This is a genomic window from Bradyrhizobium sp. 149, assembly GCF_023073915.1.
Classification (GTDB): Bacteria; Pseudomonadota; Alphaproteobacteria; order Rhizobiales; family Xanthobacteraceae; genus Bradyrhizobium.
Genome location: NZ_JADPKK010000022.1, coordinates 1,545,547 through 1,567,376, shown reverse-complemented (window position 1 = coordinate 1,567,376; position 21,830 = coordinate 1,545,547). Strand labels below are relative to the sequence as shown.

Here is a 21,830-nt window from a genome sequence, read left to right as displayed (position 1 = left end):
AACCCGGCCGGGGCGCGTCGAGCGCCACGGCGCGAATGATGGCCCGTTGCCCACGGCGCAGTTCAGGCGTGATGCGACAACCGCAGAAGTGCAGGCCGATAGGGGGCTTGCGGATCGTCGTCCTCATTCGAGGGAATGGCGCAGGAGCCGAATTCCTGCCTGATCCGCTCGATCTCGGCGATGCGCTCGTGCAGACGCTGCAAGTGCTCCGGCGATTTCGCCCGCCAGAACCGGAACGTGTCGGCGGTGAGCGGCAGGAACGCGGTGCCGAACAGCGTCGGCTGCGGAACGACGGTGCGCCCGAGCAGCAGGAACCGGTCGGCGCCGGAGACGACGAGGGTCGCGTAGCCGCGGTTTCCGATTCGCCTGATGCCGTTCAGCGACCATTCGGCGAGCTTGCTGAAATAGGGCTCCTCGCGCCAGCGATCGCGGCAATCGTCGTCGACCGTCACATTCACGGCGTCCTGACTGAAATGCACGATGATGCCCGCATTCGCGGGAAACCAGTCGTCGTCGAGATGGCCTTGCAGCCAGGCGCAGACGAATGAGCGGCACATCTGGGGACGGCGCTCGTAGATGGTGCAACCCGTGCCGGCCTGCCAATGGCTGCACAGCTGATTCACCGGCTTGTCGACGCCGGCCACCTCCAGGATATCGCAGCAGGCATTGCACGATCCGCATTGCCGGGCGGGCGGGGCTGTCTTCGTCGGGCGGGTTCCACGAAAACCCTGGCCGTCGCGGACCAGCAGCTTCTGCTTTTCCAGGGCGTTCAATGCACGTTCGATTCTGAGACGGGATAGTCCGGTGGCGTCGATCACGCCCTTCATCGTCGTCGCGCCTGCCTCTATTGCGCGGACGACGCTCAGCATCGCCTGGTCCATGACTTGTTTTTCGTCGCTTGTTCTCGCCAGGATCCCGAACGCAGGGACTGCAAACCGTGTCTGGAAACGCCGTAAAAGACAGCAGACTTGCAAAGCTATATTGCTCAGCAATGTTCGCGAGACAAGACGATGAGCCTGCCGCATGCGCATGCAGCGCTTGCGCAAATGAAGGATCACGCCCGAAGCGTGCGACCTCGTTTGAGCGCGCGGCGAAGAAGAATTCTGTGCGCTTTGGTTCAGTTCGAGCGGAAATGCCACATTTTCGCGCTGCGTCACCTCGAGACATGATGGGCAACATGCCTTTAGTCCACCCACAGGTGATGTTTGCGGGTGAGAGCGGGAGCGAACTGGAAGCGACACGATCGCGTGATCAACGACTCGCGATCACTCCTGTTGAGTTTGTGTCACACCGGGAACAGTGCCGCGCGAGATGATCTACGGGCAGGGCGTGGTGACACTGCGCGACCTCAACCCTGGTGTCCTCGACGCGTGAACGCCGACGCGTTCGATAGCAATGGGAAGCGACCCGTTACTGCGCGCCCGATCCGCCCTGCACGATCTTCTCGTTGAGCTTGAGGTCCACGGTCTCGACCGTGCGGTCGATCTCTGCATTGGGCACGCCGAGCTGATGCGAGATCAGCTTCACCAGCAGGTCGACGCGCTCGATGAAGGGCGCGCCGCTCGCCACGGCGCGCGCGGCCGATGACGGCTTGAGCAGGCTTTCGGCTGCCTTGGCGTATTTCGCGAACGGCACCTGGTCCTGCGGATCGGCGCCGAGACGGCGGGCGATCGCGTCGACATGGTCGTAGATCGTCTGCGAGCGCGCGAGATCACCGTGCACGGCGTCGCGGATCGACTGCGGCTCGTGTGGCGTGATGCAGCGGTAGTTGCCGGTCAGCAGCATCGACCATTTCGCCAGCGGCACGAAAAGAGAATCGAAAACTTTGAGCTTCACCGGAACGTCATGGCCGTCGAGGGTCACCGCGTCGATGTCGGCTTCGAGCTCGCGCAGCACCTTGTTGTGCTTGTCGTCGGCGAAGACCGATGCCTTGAAGTTCGTCGGTAGGCCGACGTGAAGCACGTTCGCGGCCTCTTCCGGCGGACGGAACGCCTGCGGGTCGGGCGAGCACAGGGTCACCAGTCCGGGCTCGAAGCGCTCCCACACCTGTGCATTGGTGTAGGCTTCCTCGAGATCCATGTCTGCAAGCGAAGGGATCCGCTTCAGATAGGGCAGCGGCGGCATGTTCATGATCGACAGGCACGGCAGCTTCGCCGTGGCGATCCTCACCATGAGAACGCGCACCGTGTGGTTGGTGTATTGCGGCTCCTGCATCGCAAGGCCGACCATGTCGTAACGGGACAAGTCCACATTGGCCGGCGTCACGGCGTCGAGCTTGCCGGGCAGGTTGCGCGAGAAGATGGCCCGGTGAACCGCCTCGTCGCGCAATTTGATGCGCACCTCGGTCCCCTCGCGGTTGATCAGCTCCGCCGTCTTGGCGCGGCAGACCAGGGTCACGTTGTGCCCCGCCATCAGCAGCTTCGTGCCCAGCAGGGAGCCGTAAGAAGCCCCGAGAATCAGGATGTTACGCGCCATGTCTCGTCCCTTCGACAATTTGCGATTCTTGAGCCCCGGCGGTCATCCGCGGGCGAGTTTGGCGGCATGTAAGGCAAAGTGCGTGGGGATGGCAACTGGTATAATGCATGCAAGGCCAGGTGGATATCCGTGGCCGGATTACACTTGCACTCCGTCCAGACTACGCGACCGCGCCTGTGTCGCCCCTCTGTCAATCCGCGCACGCAAATATATTCCGCTTTACCGAAATTCGGAAACGGCGTATGTGTCGCCCATCCCGGCTCACCCAAGAGGGGCGATCGTACGTCGTCACGATATGCGAGCCGGGCTTGCGGTGGACGCGGCAGCGTCGGGCGCGAGGCTAAGGGCAGGGCGGATTGCTCTCCGTGAGCCCAAGGCGTCGCGCGGACGGACGGCGCTGTCAGGTTCGTCTCGTCACCAGGTCGACGGCAACGTGCACAAAGTCGTCGAAACCGGTGGTGAAATGGCGGGCCGTGCGTACGGCAAAACCGTGTGGTCCTGGCCGTCGTTGCTACGGTCAAGCTCTTGCGGAGCGGCATTCGCGTCAACCGGCGCGGTGTCCGTGACTTTCGCGAGGGCGAGGGAGGCCAGAACGAACTCGGCTCCCGGGAGAGCACGGCATAAGCCGTAAAGCCACTGCGCAGGGAAGGCCGAGTGATTGGCTACACCTGTATGCTGCTGTGCGGTTTTCCTGCGTGTGCTTTTCGCGCAGCGGACCGCGGGTGCCAGCCGGCACCCGGCCTTCCCTGCGCCCTCTCGGACAAGAGGGTGAAGCGATGAAGCAAAGCTCGGGCGAAATGCGCCGCGAGAATGCGGCCGTGCGTCCACTCGGGCGCCGGTGCCTTGTCCCTAACGCTAGGGACAGACGTGTCCCTGCGATCCGCTTAGGGTGGTCTGCCCGGTTGCTCGGGACCAGGAGGAGCGCGTATGTCGGACGACGTCCTTCTGGGGAGCGACCGTGCCACAAGGAGGACACGACATGAAGATCGGTTTCGCGCGAGCCTCGCTTTTTATGGCATGCGTCCTTTGTGGAAATACTGCTAACGCGGAAATCAAAGTTGGCATTGTGATTTCGGCAAGCGGCCCGGGATCCGCGCTGGGGCAGCCGCAACTCAAGGCGGTTGCAGCTCTTCCGAAAGAGGTCGGTGGAGAGAAGGTCACCTATATCGTCCTGGACGACGAGTCGGATTCGACCAAAGGGGTCCAGAACGCACGCCGGCTCGTGATCCAGGACAAGGTCGACGTGCTGGTCGGCTCCTCTCTGACCCCGGTGACCATGCCGATGCTGGATGTTGCGCTCGAAGCGAAGACGCCGCTGCTCTCGCTCGCTGCCGCTACCGCCATAGTTCAACCGATGGATGAGAAGCGCGCCTGGGCCTTCAAGGTCGTTCCCAATGATGACCTCATGGCGGCCGCCATCCTCAAGCATATTGCGAAATCGGGCGTGAAGACGCTCGGCTACATCGGCGTTTCAGATGGGTACGGCGAAGGCTACTACAAGGAGGTGAGCCGCCTCGCCCCCGCGCTGGGGCTGACCGTGACCACACATGAGGTCTACGCGCGAGCCGACACCAGCGTCACCGGTCAGGCGCTGAAGGTGATGTCGACCAATCCCGATGCCGTCTTCATTGCTTCCGCGGGAACTCCGGCGGTCTTGCCGCAGCAGGCGCTCCGCGAGCGCGGATACGCCGGGAAGATATTTCAAACACACGGCGTGGCCAGTGAGGAGTTCATCAAGCTCGGTGGCGCGAACGTCGAAGGTGCCATATTTGCGGGTGAGGCTTTCACCATTGCCGCCGATCTTCCCACGGGAGATCCATTCCGTCGCTCGACGGAGGAGTTCGTGACCGCGTATGAAGCGGCGAACGGGCAAAAGCCCAACATGTTCGCTGCTCACCTCTGGGATGTCGTCGCGCTGATCGGAAAAGCTGCGCCGGATGCGCTGAAGATGGCAAAGCCTGGCACAATCGAATTCCGCGCGGCGCTGCGGGACGCACTCGAGCGTGGGCAGAACATCTATCTCAACAATGGGCTGTCGAACATGAGCAAGGCCGATCACAACGGCTACGATGAACGCTCGGCCTTTCTGATCAAGGTCGAAGGCGGGAAATTCCGTCTGGCAAAGTAGCGGCGTGCCAAATGCACGATCTGGTCCGGTCAGCTTCAGACCCAGCCGCCATCGACGATGTAGTGCTGGGCTGTGCAGGCGGAGGCCTCGTCGGAAGCGAGGAAGACGGTGAACTTCGCGACCTCGTCCGGCAAGAGCTTGCGTTTCAGGCATTGTCGTTGCATCAGCTCGACTTCGCCCTGTGGCGTCATCCATTTCTCGAGCTGGCGCTCGGTCATGATCCATCCCGGCGCTATCGCGTTCACGCGGATATTGTAGGAGCCGTAATCGCGCGCCAGGGAGCGTGTAAGACCGATCACCCCCGATTTGCTGGCGGTGTAGGCGGCCATGCCGCCTTGTCCGGCGATCCACGACACCGAACCGAAATTGATGATGGCGCCGGCGTTCGCCGCCTTCATGTCCGGCAATACGGCCTGCGCAGCAAAGAACTGGTGCTTCAGGTTGACCGCGATGCGGCCGTCCCAGTACTCCGGCGTCATCTCCTCGGTCTTGTGCCGCTCGTCATGTGCGGCGTTGTTGACGAGGATGTTGATGGCGCCGTGCGCGTTACGCGCCTCCGCGACGCCGGCGCGTAACGCGGCGATATCGGTCAGGTCGACACGCATGAAATGCGCGCTGAGACCTTGATCCGACAGCTCGCTCGCCAGATGTTGGCCCTCATCGGCCTTGATGTCGAAGAACACGACTTTGGATTTCTGCTGTGCAAATCGCCGCACGATCGCAGCACCAATTCCAGCTGCGCCCCCGGTGACGAGAACGACCTTGCCGGCGAGGTCGGAATAGATGGCGGCCATGGGTATCCCTCGATTTGCGTTGGGGCAGCGCGACGCGCCGCCCGACTCTCCCGCCAACCTTAGCTACTCCTCTCGTGAGGTGCATAGGTCAGAATTTTAGTTGCGTACCTCAAAAATCGAGCGCAGGATTGCAACCAAAGAATAAGAGCCGTCGGGAGGATGTGATGAGACTGCTCGGGAAACTGGGACTCGCCGTTGTCGCATGCCTGCTTGGAGCGAAACTCGCCGCGGCCGAAACGACGGTAAAGTGGCTGCACATCGAGGCCAATCCGGCCCAGGTGAAGATCTGGGAGGAAGTCGCACGCGCCTATGAGGGGTCGCATCCGGGCGTCAAGGTCGAGATGCAGTTCCTCGAGAACGAGGCCTACAAGGCCAAGCTGCCGACCATCCTGCAATCCAGGGACCGTCCCAACATCATCTACAGCTGGGCCGGCGGTGTCCTGAAGACGCAGATCGAGGCCGGCGTGCTCGACGACATCACCGACTCTGTGAAGGGTTACAGCGACAGCCTCACACCGGCGGCGCTCGCGGCCTTCACCAGCAACGGCCGCGTTTATGGTCTGCCCACGGCGCTCTCGCAGGTTGGCTTCCTCTGCAACAAGGAGCTGATGGCCAAGGCGAAGGTCGATCCTGCCGGGATCAAGAGTTGGGACGATCTGCTTGCTGCGGTGAAGACGTTGAAAGCCGCCGGTGTGACCCCGATCGTGGTCGGTGGCGCCGACAAATGGCCGCTGCACTTCTACTGGACGCATCTTGCGGTCCGCATCGGCGGCAAGGCGGCGTTCGATGCGGCGCTGCGCGGCCAGGACGGCGGGTTCGCAGGGGAAACCTTCCAGAAATCCGGCGAGCTGTTCAAGCAACTCGTGGATCTGCAGCCATTCCAGAACGGCTTCCTTGGTTTCAAGAATCCGCAGGCCGTCGGCTATTTCGGCGACGGCAAGGCGGCGATGACGCTCGCGATCAGCACGGTCTATCATTTGCAGCGCGCCCTTGCCGCCGACAAAGTCGGATTGAACGAAGACAAGATGTGCTGGTTCGACTTCCCGGTCGTGACCGGCGGCAAGGGCGCGCCGACCGATACGCTCGGCGGCATCACCGGTTGGCTGATTACGAAGGGCTCGCCGAAGGAGGCTGTCGATTTCCTGAAATACTTCGTCTCCAAGGAGGTGCAGACGCGGCTTGCCGCGGGCAACTTCATTATCCCGGTGGTGCAGGGCGCGGACGCGGGCCTCAACAACGCCTTCATGAAACTGATCGCGGCCAATCTGGCGAAGTCGAACTACCACCAGAACTTCTATGACCAGAGCCTGGGTCCGTCGGTCGGCCGCGTCGTCAACGACGTCACCGCCGAGATCGCCGGCGGCAGCATGAGCCCGCAAGACGCCGCCAGGGCGATCGAGGCCGCGTGGAAGCAGGGTAACTGACGATGGCGCGGCGGACCGCGAGCGTGTCGGCGATCGGCGTTGCTGGCGAGATGGTACCGCAGGTCACGGTCCGCGGCCCGAGTTGGGACGGCAGGTTCACGGTGCTCATCCTGTTCCTGCCGCCCGCGCTGCTATTGTTCACGTTGTTCGTTGTGCTGCCGATCGGCGAAGCAGCCTGGTATTCGGCCTTCAATTGGAACGGGTTCGGCAGGCCGACCAACTGGATTGGCCTCGACAATTATCGCTTCGTGCTGGAGACACGCGCCTTCTGGCTCGCGCTGCGCAACAACGGGCTGATCATCGCAGTTTCGCTCGCCATCCAGCTGCCGCTTGCGCTCACGCTGGCCTTGATGCTCGCCGAACGCTTTCGTGGGGCAGTGGCGCTGCGCATGCTGTTCTTCATGCCCTATATCCTGGCCGAGATCGCGACCGGACTGATCTTCAGCTTCGTCTACGATGGCGACTACGGCCTTGTGGCGTCGATCTGGCGCACCTTCGGTGCCGAGCCCCCGCATCTGCTTGCCTCGACCGACACGGCCATGCTGGCGGTGCTGATCGTGATCGTCTGGAAGTACTTTGGCTTCCACATGATGCTGTTCATCGCCGCGCTCCAGAGCCTCGACAAGAGCCTGATCGAGGCTGCCCGCATCGACGGCGCGACCCGGTCGCAAGCCTTGCGACATGTGGTTATCCCCTTGCTCTATCCGACGATTCGGCTCTCCGTATTCTTCGCTATCGTCGGCTCGCTGCAGCTGTTCGATCTCGTCATGCCGCTGACGCGCGGGGGGCCTGCGGATTCCTCGAACACGATGGTGAGCTTTCTCTACAACAACGGCATCTCGCGCATGCGAGTCGGCTACGGCAGCGCCATCGGCGTCATCTTGTTCGCGATCTGCGTGACCTTTGCCTTCACGTACAAGCGATGGTTCATGCGCGATGAGTAACGCCAGGATCATCCGCGCGCCGCTCGATCCCTCAGTGCTGTTGAAGGTGGTGTTCCTCGCCGTCATTGCCATCATCGTAATGGTGCCGCTGCTCGCGACCTTATTCGGCGGCTTCAAATCGCTCGGCGAACTGCGCGTCAATCCGTTCGGCCTGCCGCGTCAGTGGGAGTGGCAGAACTATGCTGACATCCTGTTCTCTGCACGCTACTGGCAGCTCTTGCGCAACTCGCTGATTATCTCGACCCTCACGGTGGCCCTGACCCTGATCGTCGCCTCGATGGCGGCGTTCACCTTCGCCCATATCAGGTTCTACGGCAGCTCGATGCTGCTGAGCTACCTGACGCTGGGCCTGCTGTTTCCGGCCGCGACAGCGGTGCTGCCGCTCTTCATCAAGGTGCGCGATCTCCGGTTGCTCGATACATATTTTGGCGTTGCCCTGCCGCAGGCGGCCTTCAGTCTTGCGATGAGCGTGCTGCTGCTGCGGCGCTTCTTCAAGGACATCCCGTACGAACTGCTGGAGGCCGCGCTGGTCGACGGCTGCAGCTATATCAAGTTCTTCCGCTATGTGACGTTGCCTTTATCGCGGCCCATCCTGGCGACCGTCGGTACCATCACGTTCGTCAACAGCTGGAATGCCTATCTGTTGCCGCTGGTGATGCTCAACACCGACGCGCTCTATCCGTGGCCGCTCGGTATCATGATTTATCAGGGCGAGTATTCGTCCGAGTGGCATCTGATCCTGGCCTTCATCACGTTGACCATCCTGCCGACGATCATTCTCTTCCTTCTGGCGCAGAAACACATCGTCGCCGGCCTCACCGCAGGCGCGGTCAAGGGATGAACGGTACCTTACGGAGATCGAAATGAGAAAAGTCGGCATCGGAGTTATCGGTTGCGGTAATATCAGCATCGCCTATCTGAAAGCAACCCAGCGCTTCCCGGTCATGGACATCAGGGCGCTCGCCGATATGCGCAGCGATGCCGCGGAGCGGCAGGGCGCCGCCTTTGGGCTTCCGGCGATGCGGGTTGATCAGCTGCTCAAGCGAGACGACGTCGAGATCGTCATCAATCTCACCGTACCACTTGCCCACACCGACGTCAGTCTCGCAGTGCTGAACGCCGGCAAGCACGTTCATTCCGAGAAGCCGCTCGGTATCAACGTCGCGGAAGCCCGCAAGGTGATGGAGCTCGCCGCACAGAAGAACCTTCGCGTCGGCTGCGCGCCCGACACGTTCCTCGGTGGTAGCCACCAGACCGCGCGCAAGCTGATGGACGACGGAGCGATCGGCACGCCTGTGGCCGGCAGCGCGTTCTTCGGCTGCCCCGGCCACGAGCGCTGGCATCCGGCACCGGGTTTCTACTATTTGCGTGGCGGCGGGCCGATGCTCGATATGGGCCCTTACTACATCACCGATCTCGTGCAGCTGCTCGGCCCGGTGGCAAGCGTGATGGGCTCGACCGCGCGCCCGAAATCCGAGCGGCTGGTCACCAGCCAGCCGATGCATGGCACCTTGATCCCGGTCGAAGTTTCGACCCATGTCGCCGGCACGCTCGAATTCGAGAGCGGGGCGGTCGTCTCGATCGCGATGAGTTTTGACGTGCCGAAGCACCGGCACACACCGATCGAGATCTATGGCGACAAAGGCAGCATGCTGGTGCCGGACCCGAACCGCTTCGGTGGCGAGGTGCAGGTCGCAAAGACTGGCGGCGAATGGGAGCCGGTGCCGCTGACCCACGGTCATGTCGAGGGCGAGTTCCGTTCCATCGGTGCCGCCGACATGGCCTCCGCGATACTGAACAATCGGCCGCATCGTGCCAGCGGCGCGCTCGCTTTCCACGTACTGGAGGTGATGGAGGCGTTCCAGACCTCCGCCGACGAAGGGCGACGTGTCAAGATCGAGAGCCGCGTCGAGCGGCCGGCAATGCTGCCGGCAGGGCGTGAAACCGGACAGATCGATTAAGGACAAGAACATGCGCAAGGCAATGATTGTATGGGGCGGCTGGCCGGGACATGATCCCGATCTCTGTGCCTCGATGATCCGCGGCTGGCTGAAGGCCGAAGGCTTCGAGGTGCGGACCGAAACCACGACCGCCGCGTTCGCCGATTCCGCGATTCACGACCTGTCGCTGATCATCCCGATCTATACCATGTCGACGATCGAGAAGGCGGAAGCGCTCAATCTCTGCGCGGCGGTGCGTGGCGGTGTCGGGCTCGCGGGCCATCATGGTGGCATGGGCGATGCGTTCCGCGATTCCGTCGACTACCAGTTCCTGTGCGGCGGGCAGTGGGTCGCGCATCCCGGCAACATCATCGACTACAAGGTCGACTTGACGAAGCCGGAGGACCCCATCATGAAGGGTCTGAAGAGTTTCGAGCATCGTTCCGAGCAGTACTACATGCATGTCGATCCCGCCAACGAGGTGTTGGCGACAACGACCTTTAGCGGCGAGCACGCGTCCTGGATCGAAGGGGTGGTGATGCCTGTGGTCTGGAAGAAGCGATACGGCGCGGGCAGGGTGTTCTACTCCTCGCTCGGCCACCGCGCCTACGAGCTCGACGTACCGGAGATCCGGACGTTGATGACCCGCGGCATGCTGTGGGCGGCGCGCGAATGACAGTGGCTGCGACCCAGCCGGTGCTTCGTGCCACGCTTGAGGACGTCGCGCGCACGGCGGGTGTTTCGCTCGCCACCGTCGACCGCGTCGTCAACCGGCGCGAGGGCGTGCGCGCCAAGACCGTTGCGCGTGTCGAAGCCGCGGTGGCAAAACTCGGCTATCGTGCCGACGTCGCGGCCGCGCGGCTTGCCCGCGGCCAGACGTTCCGCCTCGCCTTCGTGCTGCCGACCGGCAGCAACAGCTTCATGACCAACCTGACCGAGCAAGTCCAGCGCACCGCGGACTGGCTCGCCGGCCAGCGCGGCTTCATTGATATCCTCCATGTCGACGTGTTCGATCCGGATGTACTCGCCGCCGCGCTGGAAAACCTGTCGCCGGCCTATCAGGGCGTCGCCGTCATCGCGCTGGATCATCCCAGGGTTCGCGCCGCGATCGACGAACTCACCGCGCGCGGAGTCGCGGTGGTGACCCTTGTGTCGGACGCGCCGAGCTCGCGCCGCCGGCATTATGTCGGTATCGACAACCCGGCCGCAGGCCGGACCGCCGCAACGCTGATGGGACGGTTCCTCACTGGTCGGGAGGGGACGGTTGCCGTGATCGCGGGATCGTTGTCGCTGCGCGATCACACCGAGCGGCAGTTCGGCTTCCACCAGATCCTGTCCAGCGAGTATCCGAATCTGCTCGCGCTACCCGTGATCGAGGGCCGCGACGACAGCGAGCGCACGCGGGAGCTCACTGCCGCGCTGCTGGCGCGCCAGGCCAATCTGCGCGGCATATACTGCTGCGGTGCCGGCAACCGCGGCATCGCCGACGCGCTCGAGGCCTCGGGACGCGCGCGCGAGGTGGTCTGGATTGCCCATGAGCTGACCCAATACACGCGGCGTTTCCTGGTTCGCGGCACGCTCGATGCCATCATCAACCAGGATCCCGGCCACGAGGCACGGTCCGCAGCGCGAGTTCTGCTCGCGCATTGTTCGGGTGAGCCCATCAGCCCCGACCAGGAGCGTATCCGCATCGATATTTTCCTGCGGGACAATCTGCCTTGACTTCGAGTCGCTTGTGGAGTGCATCAGAAGTGCGCGGCCATTGCGGCCAGGCGTTGATGGGCTCGTTCGCGGGAAGCCTCGATGGGCTGTAGCGGTCCGGTGGTTGGCCCGATCGGAATGAAGCGGACATTGCTGATACCGACAAAACGCAAAATTTCGCGCAGGTAAGGCGTTGCCATGTCGATGCGCCCGCGGTTCATTCCGGTGGCGAAATCGCTGCCACTGGCGACGATGACGATGGTCGGCCGGTCCTTCAGCAGCGGGACATATCCCAGGGACGCGTCGAACCGAAAGGTGAGCCCGGGCTGGACGATGATGTCGAACCATTGCTTGAGCTTATAGGGAATGCCGAAGTTCCACATCGGCGTCGAGATCAGCACCCGCTCGGCAAGCGCCAAGCGCAGCACCATTCGCTCGGCCTCCGCGAAGCTGTCCCGTTGTGCGTCGTTGAAGGCTTGCGCTTTCATCCGTGCGTATTTGGCCTCGACAATGGGGCCCGAAAATTCCGGCAGGCGCTCCCGCCAGAGATCCATGACATCCACGTCCCAGTCGGGCCGAGCTTGGCGAAAACCGTCAAGGAAAACGCGTGCGCCGGCGCTTGACTCGGAGTCGCCGCGGGGCGAGCAGCGCAGGTGCAGGAGCTTTGTCACCGCTCATCCCAGCGCTTTGATGACCGCATCGGCCTTGGTCACGACGGCGACATTCTGCATCGCGAAGTTGATCGATGCAGTGTGCCAATCGGCATTCATGGTCGAGCAGCAATCCTCGGGAACTATCATGAAGTAGCCCTTGTCGGCTCCGGTCCGCGCCGTGTGCTCGACCGACATGTTGGTCCAGGCGCCGGTGTTGATGATCATGTCGCGGCCGGTGGCTTTCAGGATCGTTTCGAGCTGCGTGCCCTCCCAGGCGCTCATTCGCACCTTCTCGACCACGAAATCGCCGGGCCGTGGCTCGAGACCTGACACTGGTGCGGCCCCCCAGCTTCCGCGCACCATCGCCTTGCTGTCGACGAGACCCTCGAACAGCGGCGCATTCAGCGTCACGCCGGGCGCGCCGGGCTCGACGACGAACCAGACATGGATGATGGCGACGCCGCGCGCCCGCGCAGCTTCCGCAAGACGCCGGACATTCTCGACGACGCGCTGCTGCTTCGCGTGAGCTGGTGCGCCGGAATCGGCGAATGCGCCGCTGTCCATGATGACGTCGTTCTGGAGATCCTGGATGATCATGGCACAGCGTCGCGGGTCGAGCTGCATCTCGCCGTCGGTGAGGAGGGGGGCCGCGGAAGCAGAGCCGGCGGCTGCCGTGCCGCTGCCCCGCTTGCCGCTCATATAGGGCTCGTGTCGCGGTCCGACCTTGGTGGGAATGGCATAGACCGAGTGCGTCGATGTCAGGTACAGCGTGCGGAAATCCGGCCCGCCCCAAGCGAGATTGGCGACGAGCTCGGGCAGGCGGAGCTTGCCGAGCAGCTCGCCGCCCGGCGAATAGACCCAGACCCCGCCGGGTGCGGTGACCCAAACATTGCCGTGCTGGTCGCATTTCATGCCGTCGGGCAAGCCGGGCTCGAGCTCGGAGCGGATGCCGCTCGCGAACACCCGCGCGGTCGACAGGGAACCGTCGGGATTGACATCGAACACGCGGATCAGTGCCTGCACGGTGTCGTTGACATAGAGCAGCCTCTCGTCCGGCGAGAAGCACAGCCCGTTCGGCTGGTCGAACATATTGCGGCCCACGACGAGCTTCGGCTCGGCGCCGGGCACGATACGATAGACGCCCTGGAAGCCGAGCTGCCTTGGCCGCTCGACGCCATAGACCGGCATGCGGCCATACCAGGGATCCGAGAAATAGATCGCGCCGGAGGAGTGCACGCAGACGTCGTTGGGACTGTTGAGCTCCTGTCCCCCAAAGTGCGAGGCCAGCACCTCGCGCCGTCCGTCCGGCCGCTCGCGGATCAACGACGATGTCGCGTGCTCGCAAACGATCAAATTGAGCTCGGCGTCATAGGTCATGCCGTTGCATTTGTTCGACGGGCGTTTGACTTCGGCGACGCCGCGCCGCGCATCCCAGCGCCGGCGCACGTCGCCCGGCATGTCCGAGAACAGCAGATAATGATCGACCGGATGCCAGATCGGTCCCTCCGTGAAGTCAAAACCGGTGCCGACCTGCGCGACCGGCGCGTAGGGGTCGATCAGGGTCTCGAACTCGGAGCGCAAGGTGACGTGCGTCATCGTCCATCCTCTGGCGTCTAGGCCGGAAACCAGTTGCGCTGGGGCACAGACTGCACGATCGGTCCGGGGACCTGGTCGTGCAACCGGCCGACGACGTTGCCGCCCTCGATCTTGGCGGGACGGTCGTGGACCGGCAGCAGATAGCGCGAATTGCTGAGCAGCTTCTTGATGGCGGCCTTCTCTGCGCGCTTGGTGGTGCCGTGGTTGCCGGTGGTGCGCGGCTCCCAGTCGTGGATCTCGTTGAAGGGCGTCACGATCTGGTCGTTGAAATCATAGATGACGTCGCCGCAGATAGTGGCGATGCCGTCGGCGGTTTCGACGATGATGTTCATCGAGCCCTCGGTATGCGCATTCGCGGCGTCGCAATAGACGCCTGGCATCAGCTCGACGGGACCTGTGATCTCGAGATCGAGAAAGCGCAGCGCGCTTTTGGTGTGCAGACGGTCGATCAGATGCTTGATATCCGGCGCCGGATATTGCGGATGCATCAGGCCGGACACGGAATACTCGAGCTCGCGGCGGTTGACCACGACGGTCGTGTTCATCGGGAACAGATCGTCCTTGCCGGCGTGGTCGATGTGCAGATGGGTGTGGCAGACGAAGCGCACATCGCCCATGCGCACGCCGTGCCGTGCAAGCTGGTTCTCGATCATGTGCTCGTGATACTGCAGGCCGCGCATGCCCAGCGTCTCCATGATCTGGTTGGAGCGGTAGCCGGTATCGACCACGACGGGGTAGGGGCCGCCGAGGATCAGGAAGCCGAGCGTGAGGACACGGCGCGTCCGGCCGCAATTGTGGCCGAGAACCAGAAAGCTCGATTCCAGTTCGATATCGCCGTAGTCGAGGATCTTGATCTCCAGCGGCATGCCGTCCCTCCCTCTGTCCGTTTTCGTTCGGTTCCTCGGCGCTCAGAGCCGATAGACGCGCATCGCGGTGGTTCTGAAAATGGCTTCGCGCTGATCATCGCGCAGCGGCGCTGCGGCGGCCCGGAATGCATCGATCAGCTCGGGGTAGCTGGTCCACAATTTTTCGATTGGAAAATTCGAGCCGAACAGGCAGCGTTCGGCGCCGAAGGTCGCGATCGTGTCGGTCAGGACTGATGCGATATGCGCGGGATCGTTGCGGTGGATGAAGGTTCCGAGCCCCGACAGTTTCGACACGACGTTCGGGCAGGCGGCGAGGCGGGCTATCCCGGCGCGCCACGCGGCGCGGCCCGTGGGTGAAAGGTCCTCCAGCATGCCGGCGTGCTGGAGGATAAAGGTCACCTTGGGGCAGGCTTCCACAAGGTGCGCGGCGTCCGGCATCTGCGGTGCGAACACCTGCAGATCAAAACTCCAGCCATAGTCCGCAAGGCGGGCGATGTTGCGCTGGATCACGGGATCGGTGCAGAGATCCGGCCGAACGGCAAAGCGATAGAGCGGGTTCTCGTGCCAATGAAGTTGCATGCGGACGCCGCGTACGAGGGAATAGCGCTTCAGGTGGTCGAGTTGCGGACGCACGTCATGCACTGAAAAATCGGCGTAAGCCACGATGGCATGCGGCCAGCCTTGCTCCTCGGCGGTCTGCTGCACCCAAGCGGCCTCGTCCGCAAAGCGGTCATTGGCCCAGTTGGTCTGGACATAGACCGAGCGAGTGACGCCGCTGCCTTTGAGGTCGCCGAGATATTCCTCGATCGGGTAATCGCGCCGGATCGGCTCATATGGACCGAAGATGCGCGGCTGCATCGGACCGACCAGCCAGGGCAGGTCGGCCTGGCGCCAGATATGATGGTGCCCATCGACGATGTCGGTCACGCAACTCTCCTTTGTCCCAGCGCCAGCACATGCGCGACGATGGACGCGTTCGATCCACCGTCGACGATGTCGTCGACGAAGCGTTCGATCGCGACCAGCGCTTCGGTCTGCGGGCGAAAGCCACGGCCAGCCGCAAGCGGCGTCAGCCAGCTCACGCGCCATGCGCGGCGCGATAGTTTCGCCACCGCATCGCGCAACGCATCCGGTTCGCCCCGCTCCAGGCCATCGGAAACGATGATCACGGCGGCGCCCCGCGCGTATCCGCCGAAGCGGGGCACGGCGAGAAAGGCCTGAAGCGCATCGCCGATTCGGGTGCCGCCGTCCCAGTCGCTGACCAGATAGGCCGCGGCGTTGAGCGCCTGCTCGCGGCGCTTGAGGCGCAACGGGCGGGTGATGCGGGTCAGCCGCGTGCCGAAGGTGAAGACCTCGACATTGGGCGCTGCTTGCACCAGCGTGTGCGCGAGCTTCATATTCTCTTCGGTGCGGCTCTTCATCGAGCCGGAGACGTCAATCAGGAGCAGCACCTTGCGTGGGCGCTGCCGCCGCTTCAAACGTCCTAACCGTAGGATTTCGCCGTCGCTGCGAACCGAGTCGCGCAGGGTGCGGCGCAAATCGGCGTAGGGCCCGCGGCGCGCCCGCATACGGCGATGGCCGCGCCGCTTTGGCAGGCGCCCGGGCGCCTCGCGGGACAGTAGGCGCAGCGCACCGGCGGTCGAGAGCTGCGCAAAGCGGCGCTCGACCAGGGCTTCCGCGCGCGCAGCTGCGAGACCGGACTCGTTGGCCTCGTCCGACAACAGCGGCTCGTCGTTTCCGCGGGCCTCCTCTTGCAGCCGAACAGTCTCGTCATCCTCCCCGTCATCGACGCGCTCGATGGCCTCGGTTCCGCGAAAGTGCAGATCGAACAGCCGGTCGAACGTTGCACGACGCTCCGGCGGAGGCGCCAATGTTGCGAGGGCTGCCTGCCGAATGTCTTCCAGGCTGCGTGGACCGAGCAACTGGATCGCAGCCAGGAACGAGGTCGTCTGTTCCGGTGCGACGGCAAACCTGTTCGTTCGCAGCAGCCCCACGAAGGAGATGAAGACACGGGCACCGCGCGGCAGTTCGGGTTCGGTGCTCATGCAGAGGCCTCCGCCAGCAGGGCGTCGAGGCGCGGCGAAATGAAGTGCAGATCCTCCTCGTCTTTCAGCGCAACGCCGATCGAGCGCTTGAAGGCATCGGGCCAGCGCGCCCCGCCCTTGTGCAGTAGCGTGGCGGCCTCAGCCCAGTCGACGGCCTCGGCAATTCCGGGCGCCTTGCTGAGCGGCTCGCGTCGCAGCTTTTCGACGGCCGCGACCACGGCCCGCGCGGTCCCCTCGGCGACGCTGGAGGCTCGCATCATCACGATGCGTGCTTCGCGCTCGGCGGAGGGATAGTCTATCCAGTGATAGACGCACCGCCTCCGCAAGGCTTCATGAAGATCCCGCGTGCGGTTTGAAGTTAGTACGACGACCGGGCGCTCCGAGGCACGCACGGTGCCGCGCTCCGGGATCGAGATCTGGAAGTCGGATAGAAATTCGAGCAGGAACGCTTCGAACTCCTGGTCGGCGCGATCGATTTCATCGATCAGCAGCACAGTCGAGTCGGGCGCGCGGAGCGTCGCCAACATCGGTCGTTCGATCAGAAACGCCTCGCCGTAGATATCGATGCTCTCATCGCCGGCTTGGCGGATTGCGAGCATCTGGCGCGGATAATTCCATTCGTATAGCGCGGCGGACGCGTCGATGCCTTCGTAGCATTGCAAGCGGATCAGGCGGCGGCCGAGTACAGCGGCGAGGGCTTTGGCGGCCTCGGTCTTGCCGACGCCCGGCGCACCTTCGAGCAGCAATGGCTTGCCGAGTGCCAGCCCGAGATAGGCCGCGGTTGCTAGCCCCTCGTCGGCGAGGTAATACGCCGCCCGAAGCGCCTTCTCCAGTGCCTCGGGGCTGTCAATGCCGACGATGGTGCTGCGGACGGCCATCGAGACCTCAGCGCCGCGCCTGAGGGCGCGCGCCGCCCTCGGCCTTGATCGCGCGCAGCACCTTCTCCGGCGTAATCGGCAGGTCGTCGATGCGGACGCCGACGGCGTTGAAGATCGCGTTCGCAACAGCCGGCAATACCGGATTCGCGCACATTTCGCCGGGGCCCTTGGCGCCGAAGGGGCCATCGGGAGCGGGGCGTTCCAACACGGCGATGTCGTGCGGGCAGATGTCACCGGGGCCAGGCATGACATATTCGACGAAGTCGCGAGGGCCGTGGATAGGGTCGGGATAATAGGGTTCGGGCGTTTCGTAGAGCGCGTGGCTAACGCCCATCCAGGCGCCGCCGACGAGCTGTTGCTCGACCAGGCGGGGATTGAGCGCACGGCCGAGCTCATAGGCGGAGTCCATGCGGATCATCGTGACCTCACCGGTTTCGTCGTCGACCTCGACCTCGGCGACAAGACAGGCATGGGCGTAACAGGTCGCCGGCGACATCTCGCCAGTTTCCGGATCGACATTGGACAGAGGCACCAGGAAGATACCGCGGCCCGAGATGGTCTTGCCCTGTTTGAACTGCGCGGCGATAGCGACCTCCTTGGTGGAGATCGAGCGATGCGGTGCGCCCTTGACGTGGATGTTGCCACGTCCGTCGGTTTCCAGATCGGCGGCGTTGACCTCGAGCTCCTCAGCGGCGGCCTCCATCATCACGCCGCGCGCTTCGCGCGCCGCCGCCATCACGGCATTGCCGACGCGATGGGTGCCGCGCGAGGCAAACGAGCCCATGCAATGCGGGCCGGTGTCGGAATCGGCGGTGTCGACATAGACGTCCTCGACGGGCACGCCGAGCGTCTCTGCGCAGATCTGCCGCGTCACCGACTTCATGCCCTGGCCGAGATCAATCGAGGATAGCGCCACGGTAAACTTGCCGCTTGGATTGGAATGGACCAGGGCCTGGCTGGGATCGCCCCCGAGGTTCATGCCGATGGGATAATTGATCGATGCGATGCCGCGTCCGCGGTGTCGGGTCATCTCAACGTCTCCTGGTGCCGAACACGGATGAGAATCGGCCCGCCCCATGCGAGGGAGACGCCGGTCGCGGTGACGGCGGCGGGGGCGGTGCGGGTGGCGGCGGCTCGCGCGGTGGTTCGTGCAATGCGGCCGCCGGCAGCCGATCATAGGTCGTGCGCTGCTGCGCCGGCGCAATTGTCCGTGCGTGGGTGTCGGCCGGCGTCCGCGGGATGGCGGCGCGGCTGCCGCCACCGTCCTTGCGGGAGGAGGCGCGCTTGAACTCGTCACGGATCGGCCATTTGGCTTTCTCGGCGGCGACCTGGACGCACTCGATCAGTGCCGTGTTCTTGGCCTCGCGCCGATGCGCCTTCATGTCGCCGTCGCGATAGGCATTGAGGATGCGGAACTCCATCGGATCCATGCCGACGAGGTTCGCGAGCTTGTCCATCTGGCACTCGATCGCAAAATCCATTGCGGTGACGCCGAAGCCGCGCATCGCGGTTGCCGGCGTGCGGTTGGTGAAGACGCAGTAGACGTCGCCATAGACGTTCGGGATGGTATAGGGCCCCGGCAGGTGGGCTGCGCATTTCACCGCGGCATAGCTCGAGAGCCGCGTATATGCGCCGCTGTCGAAATATGCGCGGATCTTTCGCGCGACGACACGGCCGTCGCGCATCACGCCATCCTTGATGTAGATGCGTTCGGCGCCGCGCGGCGGGCCGTATTGCATCTCTTCTTCGCGTCCGAACACATAGCGCACGGGACGTCCCGTCAGCATCGCACCCAGGATGCATAAAGGTTCGGTCAGCGTATCCACCTTGCCGCCAAAGCCGCCGCCGACAGTGCCGCCAATGAAATGGAAGGTGTTGGAGGGGACGTCGAGGATCTTGGCGCAGGTGTCAACCGAGAAGAACAGCGCCTGCGTCGACGTGTAGACGACATAACGCCCGTTGGTGTCGGGCGCCGCGATTGATCCGTTGGTTTCGGTCGGCGCGTGCTCGATAGGCGACATCTGGTAGCGCTGTTCAAGCACATGATCGGCGGTCGCGAGTGCGGCATCGGCGTCGCCGAAGCGAAGCTTTTGGTGGTCGTAGACATCGTGATAAATGAAGGCATTCTTCGGGTAGGTTTCGTTGACGACGGGCGCGCCTGGCTTGAGCGCGTCCTCGACGTCGAACACCGTCGGCAACGGCTCGTAGTCGATCCGCACCTTCGCGATCGCCTCGAAGGCCTCGCGCTCGCTGTCGGCGACGATGGCCAGGATCGGTTCACCCTTGTACCGAACCTTGTCGACGGCCAGCGACGGTTCGTCGTCCTTGCCGAAATTGATTAGGCTCAAGAGCGTGTTAAGATTGCGGGGCACGTCGGAGCCGCGAATGATCCGGCGGACGCCGGCTGACCGATCGGCGTCCGCGGTGTCGATCCGCCGGATCCTTGCATGCGAATGGGTCGAGCGGACGACTTTCAGGTGCAGCATGCCCTGGAGCTTGTGGTCGTTGAAATAGCTCGATGTCCCGGTGACATGGCCGAGCATGTCCTGGCGCTGCGTGCCCTTGCCGATCTCCTTGAGATTGTCGTCGCGCTCGTCCGCGAAAATGTCCTTGCGCAGTTCCAGCATGGTCTGGTCCTTCAGGCGCTCGCCCGGCCGCCGGAAGCGGCGAGGATGGCGTTGATGATCGGCTCGTAGCCGGTGCAGCGGCAGATGTTGCCGGAGATCGCCTCGACGACTTCGGCGCGGCTCGGGGAGGGATTGCGGTCGAGCAGTGCCTTGGCCGCCATCAGCATACCCGGCGTGCAATAGCCGCACTGGGCGGCAAAATTGTCTGCGAAGGCGCGTTGCAGCGGATGGAGATTGGGTCCCTGCTTCAGGCTATCCAGCGTCTCGACGGAGCGGCCGGCGACGGTTTCGGCAAGCGTCAGACAGGAAAGATGGAGCTCGCCGTCGATCAGGACGCTGCACGTGCCGCAGCCCCCCTGTCCGCAACCGAATTTCGGCGTCATGTCACCGATCAATTCGCGAAGCGCGACGAGGAGGTTGGTGCCGCCATCAACGAAAATGGCGACATCGCTGCCGTTGTGACGAAATTGCAGGGCAGTCTTGGCCATACGATCTATTCCTGACCCAAGAGAAGACGACGCAGATGCACGCCGACAATCTCGCGGCGGTACCAGGCGCTGCCGAGGGCGCTGTCGGACGGCGATGTTCCTTCCGCGGCTGCAGAGGCTGCGGCCGCGACGGTCGCGGCATCGAGCGCGCGGCCTTCCAGAGCGCGTTCGGCCGCCCGCGCACGAATTTGCGTCGGCGCCATCGATCCCAATGCAATTCGCGCTCCGGCGATCCGTCCGCCACTGATCGGCAGATGTGCGGCGAGCGTGATGACCGAGCCGCCTTTGGGCTTGATCCGTGCGATCTTTCGGTAGCGGAAAGCCTCTGCGCTTGTCGGTCGCGTGCACGACACCGACAACACGAGCGTGCCCGCCTGCCTGTCGCGCGACTGCAAGAACTCCTCAATTGGAATGTCGCGCGACCCAAAGCCGCCTTGCAGGGCCACCGTGGCATCGAGTGCAAGCAGGGCGACGGTGAAATCGCCATAGGGATTGGGCGCGAACAGATTGCCACCCACCGTACCCATGTTGCGGACCGCCGGGCCACCAATCGAGCGGGCAGGAGCGTGCAGGAAAGAGAGGTCGCGCTCGCCCAGGATCCGGGCGAAAGTTACGCCAGCACCCAGCGTGATCCGCGGGCCGGATGGATCGATGCGCATCAAGGCTTGGTCATTGGCGCGCACGACGGTGGAGAGCGAGATGTCGCCTTCGTTCAGTGCGCGCATCACGAGGGTGCCGCCGCCGAGATAGCGCGCGTTGCGATCGGACGACAGCGCGGCGGCGGCCTCGCTCGAACTCGTGAAGGTCTTCACCGTCACAGTCATGTTGACACAGCCTCCTTGAGGTGTCGGCGGATCGCTTCGAATCCCGCTTGGTAAATGTCTTCCGCGACCATGTGGGTGATGCGGTCCTTGTCCTCCGGCCGCGTCGAGAAGCGGGATTCCCACTGCCAGAAGGTGCGGTCGCCGTCCGTCACGGGCAGCAGGCGGACGTGGGCCACGTAGTTGAACATCGGGACCGGCGTATCGAGCAGGCAATAGCTGAAGGTCTGCTCCAGATCTGACAGCGTCAGCAACTGCTCGCGCAGCTCCGAGCCGTCCTGCAGCTTGAAGCGCCTGACACAGCCGATCTTGTCCGAGGCCTGCGCACGCTCGATCGTGGAGGCCGCAACCGCCGGATGCCAGCGATCGTGCCCGTTGAAATCGCGCAGCACGGTCCACACGGAGCCGGTCGGCGCATCCAGGATCGTGCTCTTGACGACATGCGGCACG

Annotated in this window: 21 protein-coding genes; 7 read left to right on the top strand and 14 right to left on the bottom strand. The window is 63.7% G+C overall.

What is annotated here, in order from left to right:
* Positions 1 to 62: 62 nt before the first annotated feature.
* Complete coding sequence (locus tag IVA88_RS25215; RefSeq protein ID WP_247499853.1) at positions 63 to 881, bottom strand: YkgJ family cysteine cluster protein; 819 nt, start codon at positions 879 to 881, stop codon at positions 63 to 65.
* 529 nt (positions 882 to 1,410) lie between these two features.
* Entirely contained in the window at positions 1,411 to 2,475 is a 1,065-nt protein-coding gene (locus tag IVA88_RS25210) for a 2-dehydropantoate 2-reductase (protein WP_247499851.1), read from the bottom strand.
* Positions 2,476 to 3,454: 979 nt separating this feature from the next.
* Here IVA88_RS25210 and IVA88_RS25205 point away from each other — a divergent pair.
* Positions 3,455 to 4,603 (top strand): ABC transporter substrate-binding protein, encoded by a 1,149-nt coding sequence (locus IVA88_RS25205; RefSeq protein WP_247499850.1) that lies wholly within the window; start codon positions 3,455 to 3,457, stop codon positions 4,601 to 4,603.
* 35 nt (positions 4,604 to 4,638) lie between these two features.
* Here the strand turns inward: IVA88_RS25205 and IVA88_RS25200 are convergent, their stop codons facing one another.
* On the bottom strand, positions 4,639 to 5,397 hold the full coding sequence (locus tag IVA88_RS25200; RefSeq protein WP_247499849.1) for an SDR family NAD(P)-dependent oxidoreductase: 759 nt from the start codon (positions 5,395 to 5,397) through the stop codon (positions 4,639 to 4,641).
* A 164-nt stretch (positions 5,398 to 5,561) separates the two neighbouring features.
* On the opposite strand from IVA88_RS25200, the gene IVA88_RS25195 reads away from it, so the two are divergent.
* Genes IVA88_RS25195 through IVA88_RS25170 form a run of 6 tightly spaced genes read left to right on the top strand, consistent with a single transcriptional unit; the run spans position 5,562 to position 11,427 of the window.
* A complete protein-coding gene (locus tag IVA88_RS25195; RefSeq protein WP_247499848.1) occupies positions 5,562 to 6,821 on the top strand; it encodes an extracellular solute-binding protein in 1,260 nt (419 codons plus the stop codon).
* Between the two features lie 2 nt (positions 6,822 to 6,823).
* Entirely contained in the window at positions 6,824 to 7,765 is a 942-nt protein-coding gene (locus IVA88_RS25190; RefSeq protein WP_247499846.1) for a sugar ABC transporter permease, read from the top strand.
* Positions 7,758 to 8,606, top strand: a complete 849-nt coding sequence (locus IVA88_RS25185; protein ID WP_247499845.1) for a carbohydrate ABC transporter permease — start codon at positions 7,758 to 7,760, stop codon at positions 8,604 to 8,606. Before IVA88_RS25190 ends, IVA88_RS25185 begins: the two co-directional genes overlap by 8 nt.
* A gap of 22 nt (positions 8,607 to 8,628) precedes the next feature.
* Positions 8,629 to 9,726 (top strand): Gfo/Idh/MocA family oxidoreductase, encoded by a 1,098-nt coding sequence (locus tag IVA88_RS25180; protein ID WP_247499844.1) that lies wholly within the window; start codon positions 8,629 to 8,631, stop codon positions 9,724 to 9,726.
* Between the two features lie 10 nt (positions 9,727 to 9,736).
* Positions 9,737 to 10,381, top strand: a complete 645-nt coding sequence (locus tag IVA88_RS25175; RefSeq protein WP_247499843.1) for a ThuA domain-containing protein — start codon at positions 9,737 to 9,739, stop codon at positions 10,379 to 10,381.
* Positions 10,378 to 11,427: a LacI family DNA-binding transcriptional regulator gene (locus IVA88_RS25170; protein WP_247499842.1), complete on the top strand. Its 1,050-nt coding sequence runs from the start codon at positions 10,378 to 10,380 to the stop codon at positions 11,425 to 11,427. The genes IVA88_RS25175 and IVA88_RS25170 overlap by 4 nt, the downstream gene beginning before the upstream one ends.
* Positions 11,428 to 11,450: 23 nt before the next feature.
* On the opposite strand, the gene IVA88_RS25165 is transcribed toward IVA88_RS25170, so the two are convergent.
* Genes IVA88_RS25165 through IVA88_RS25115 form a run of 11 tightly spaced genes read right to left on the bottom strand, consistent with a single transcriptional unit; the run spans position 11,451 to position 21,829 of the window.
* Complete coding sequence (locus IVA88_RS25165) at positions 11,451 to 12,077, bottom strand: NAD(P)H-dependent oxidoreductase (protein ID WP_247499841.1); 627 nt, start codon at positions 12,075 to 12,077, stop codon at positions 11,451 to 11,453.
* Between the two features lie 3 nt (positions 12,078 to 12,080).
* The gene (locus tag IVA88_RS25160) at positions 12,081 to 13,655 is read right to left on the bottom strand and encodes an isochorismatase family protein (protein ID WP_247499840.1); all 1,575 of its coding nucleotides are present in this window, start codon (positions 13,653 to 13,655) and stop codon (positions 12,081 to 12,083) included.
* Between the two features lie 17 nt (positions 13,656 to 13,672).
* Entirely contained in the window at positions 13,673 to 14,521 is an 849-nt protein-coding gene (locus tag IVA88_RS25155) for an MBL fold metallo-hydrolase (protein ID WP_247499839.1), read from the bottom strand.
* 42 nt (positions 14,522 to 14,563) lie between these two features.
* Entirely contained in the window at positions 14,564 to 15,448 is an 885-nt protein-coding gene (locus tag IVA88_RS25150) for an amidohydrolase family protein (RefSeq protein WP_247499838.1), read from the bottom strand.
* Entirely contained in the window at positions 15,445 to 16,566 is a 1,122-nt protein-coding gene (locus IVA88_RS25145) for a VWA domain-containing protein (protein ID WP_247499837.1), read from the bottom strand. The genes IVA88_RS25150 and IVA88_RS25145 overlap by 4 nt, the downstream gene beginning before the upstream one ends.
* A complete protein-coding gene (locus IVA88_RS25140) occupies positions 16,563 to 17,444 on the bottom strand; it encodes a MoxR family ATPase (protein ID WP_247499836.1) in 882 nt (293 codons plus the stop codon). Before IVA88_RS25140 ends, IVA88_RS25145 begins: the two co-directional genes overlap by 4 nt.
* Positions 17,445 to 17,451: 7 nt before the next feature.
* Positions 17,452 to 18,474, bottom strand: a complete 1,023-nt coding sequence (locus tag IVA88_RS25135) for a molybdopterin cofactor-binding domain-containing protein (RefSeq protein WP_247499835.1) — start codon at positions 18,472 to 18,474, stop codon at positions 17,452 to 17,454.
* A gap of 1 nt (position 18,475) precedes the next feature.
* Positions 18,476 to 20,071, bottom strand: coding sequence for a molybdopterin cofactor-binding domain-containing protein (locus IVA88_RS25130; protein ID WP_247499834.1), 1,596 nt, complete (start codon positions 20,069 to 20,071; stop codon positions 18,476 to 18,478).
* A gap of 11 nt (positions 20,072 to 20,082) precedes the next feature.
* Positions 20,083 to 20,559, bottom strand: coding sequence for a (2Fe-2S)-binding protein (locus tag IVA88_RS25125; RefSeq protein ID WP_247499833.1), 477 nt, complete (start codon positions 20,557 to 20,559; stop codon positions 20,083 to 20,085).
* Between the two features lie 5 nt (positions 20,560 to 20,564).
* Entirely contained in the window at positions 20,565 to 21,383 is an 819-nt protein-coding gene (locus IVA88_RS25120; RefSeq protein WP_247499832.1) for an FAD binding domain-containing protein, read from the bottom strand.
* Entirely contained in the window at positions 21,380 to 21,829 is a 450-nt protein-coding gene (locus IVA88_RS25115; protein WP_247499831.1) for an SRPBCC family protein, read from the bottom strand. Before IVA88_RS25115 ends, IVA88_RS25120 begins: the two co-directional genes overlap by 4 nt.
* Between the last annotated feature and the right edge of the window lies 1 nt (position 21,830).

Excerpts from the sequence above, each read along its gene's own strand:
- IVA88_RS25215 (WP_247499853.1), bottom strand. The coding sequence starts at position 881 with ATGGACCAGGCGATGCTGAGCGTCGTCCGCGCAATAGAGGCAGGCGCG.
- IVA88_RS25210 (WP_247499851.1), bottom strand. The coding sequence starts at position 2,475 with ATGGCGCGTAACATCCTGATTCTCGGGGCTTCTTACGGCTCCCTGCTG.
- IVA88_RS25205 (WP_247499850.1), top strand. The coding sequence starts at position 3,455 with ATGAAGATCGGTTTCGCGCGAGCCTCGCTTTTTATGGCATGCGTCCTT.
- IVA88_RS25200 (WP_247499849.1), bottom strand. The coding sequence starts at position 5,397 with ATGGCCGCCATCTATTCCGACCTCGCCGGCAAGGTCGTTCTCGTCACC.
- IVA88_RS25195 (WP_247499848.1), top strand. The coding sequence starts at position 5,562 with ATGAGACTGCTCGGGAAACTGGGACTCGCCGTTGTCGCATGCCTGCTT.
- IVA88_RS25190 (WP_247499846.1), top strand. The coding sequence starts at position 6,824 with ATGGCGCGGCGGACCGCGAGCGTGTCGGCGATCGGCGTTGCTGGCGAG.
- IVA88_RS25185 (WP_247499845.1), top strand. The coding sequence starts at position 7,758 with ATGAGTAACGCCAGGATCATCCGCGCGCCGCTCGATCCCTCAGTGCTG.
- IVA88_RS25180 (WP_247499844.1), top strand. The coding sequence starts at position 8,629 with ATGAGAAAAGTCGGCATCGGAGTTATCGGTTGCGGTAATATCAGCATC.
- IVA88_RS25175 (WP_247499843.1), top strand. The coding sequence starts at position 9,737 with ATGCGCAAGGCAATGATTGTATGGGGCGGCTGGCCGGGACATGATCCC.
- IVA88_RS25170 (WP_247499842.1), top strand. The coding sequence starts at position 10,378 with ATGACAGTGGCTGCGACCCAGCCGGTGCTTCGTGCCACGCTTGAGGAC.
- IVA88_RS25160 (WP_247499840.1), bottom strand. The coding sequence starts at position 13,655 with ATGACGCACGTCACCTTGCGCTCCGAGTTCGAGACCCTGATCGACCCC.
- IVA88_RS25155 (WP_247499839.1), bottom strand. The coding sequence starts at position 14,521 with ATGCCGCTGGAGATCAAGATCCTCGACTACGGCGATATCGAACTGGAA.
- IVA88_RS25145 (WP_247499837.1), bottom strand. The coding sequence starts at position 16,566 with ATGAGCACCGAACCCGAACTGCCGCGCGGTGCCCGTGTCTTCATCTCC.
- IVA88_RS25140 (WP_247499836.1), bottom strand. The coding sequence starts at position 17,444 with ATGGCCGTCCGCAGCACCATCGTCGGCATTGACAGCCCCGAGGCACTG.
- IVA88_RS25135 (WP_247499835.1), bottom strand. The coding sequence starts at position 18,474 with ATGACCCGACACCGCGGACGCGGCATCGCATCGATCAATTATCCCATC.
- IVA88_RS25130 (WP_247499834.1), bottom strand. The coding sequence starts at position 20,071 with ATGCTGGAACTGCGCAAGGACATTTTCGCGGACGAGCGCGACGACAAT.
- IVA88_RS25125 (WP_247499833.1), bottom strand. The coding sequence starts at position 20,559 with ATGGCCAAGACTGCCCTGCAATTTCGTCACAACGGCAGCGATGTCGCC.
- IVA88_RS25120 (WP_247499832.1), bottom strand. The coding sequence starts at position 21,383 with ATGACTGTGACGGTGAAGACCTTCACGAGTTCGAGCGAGGCCGCCGCC.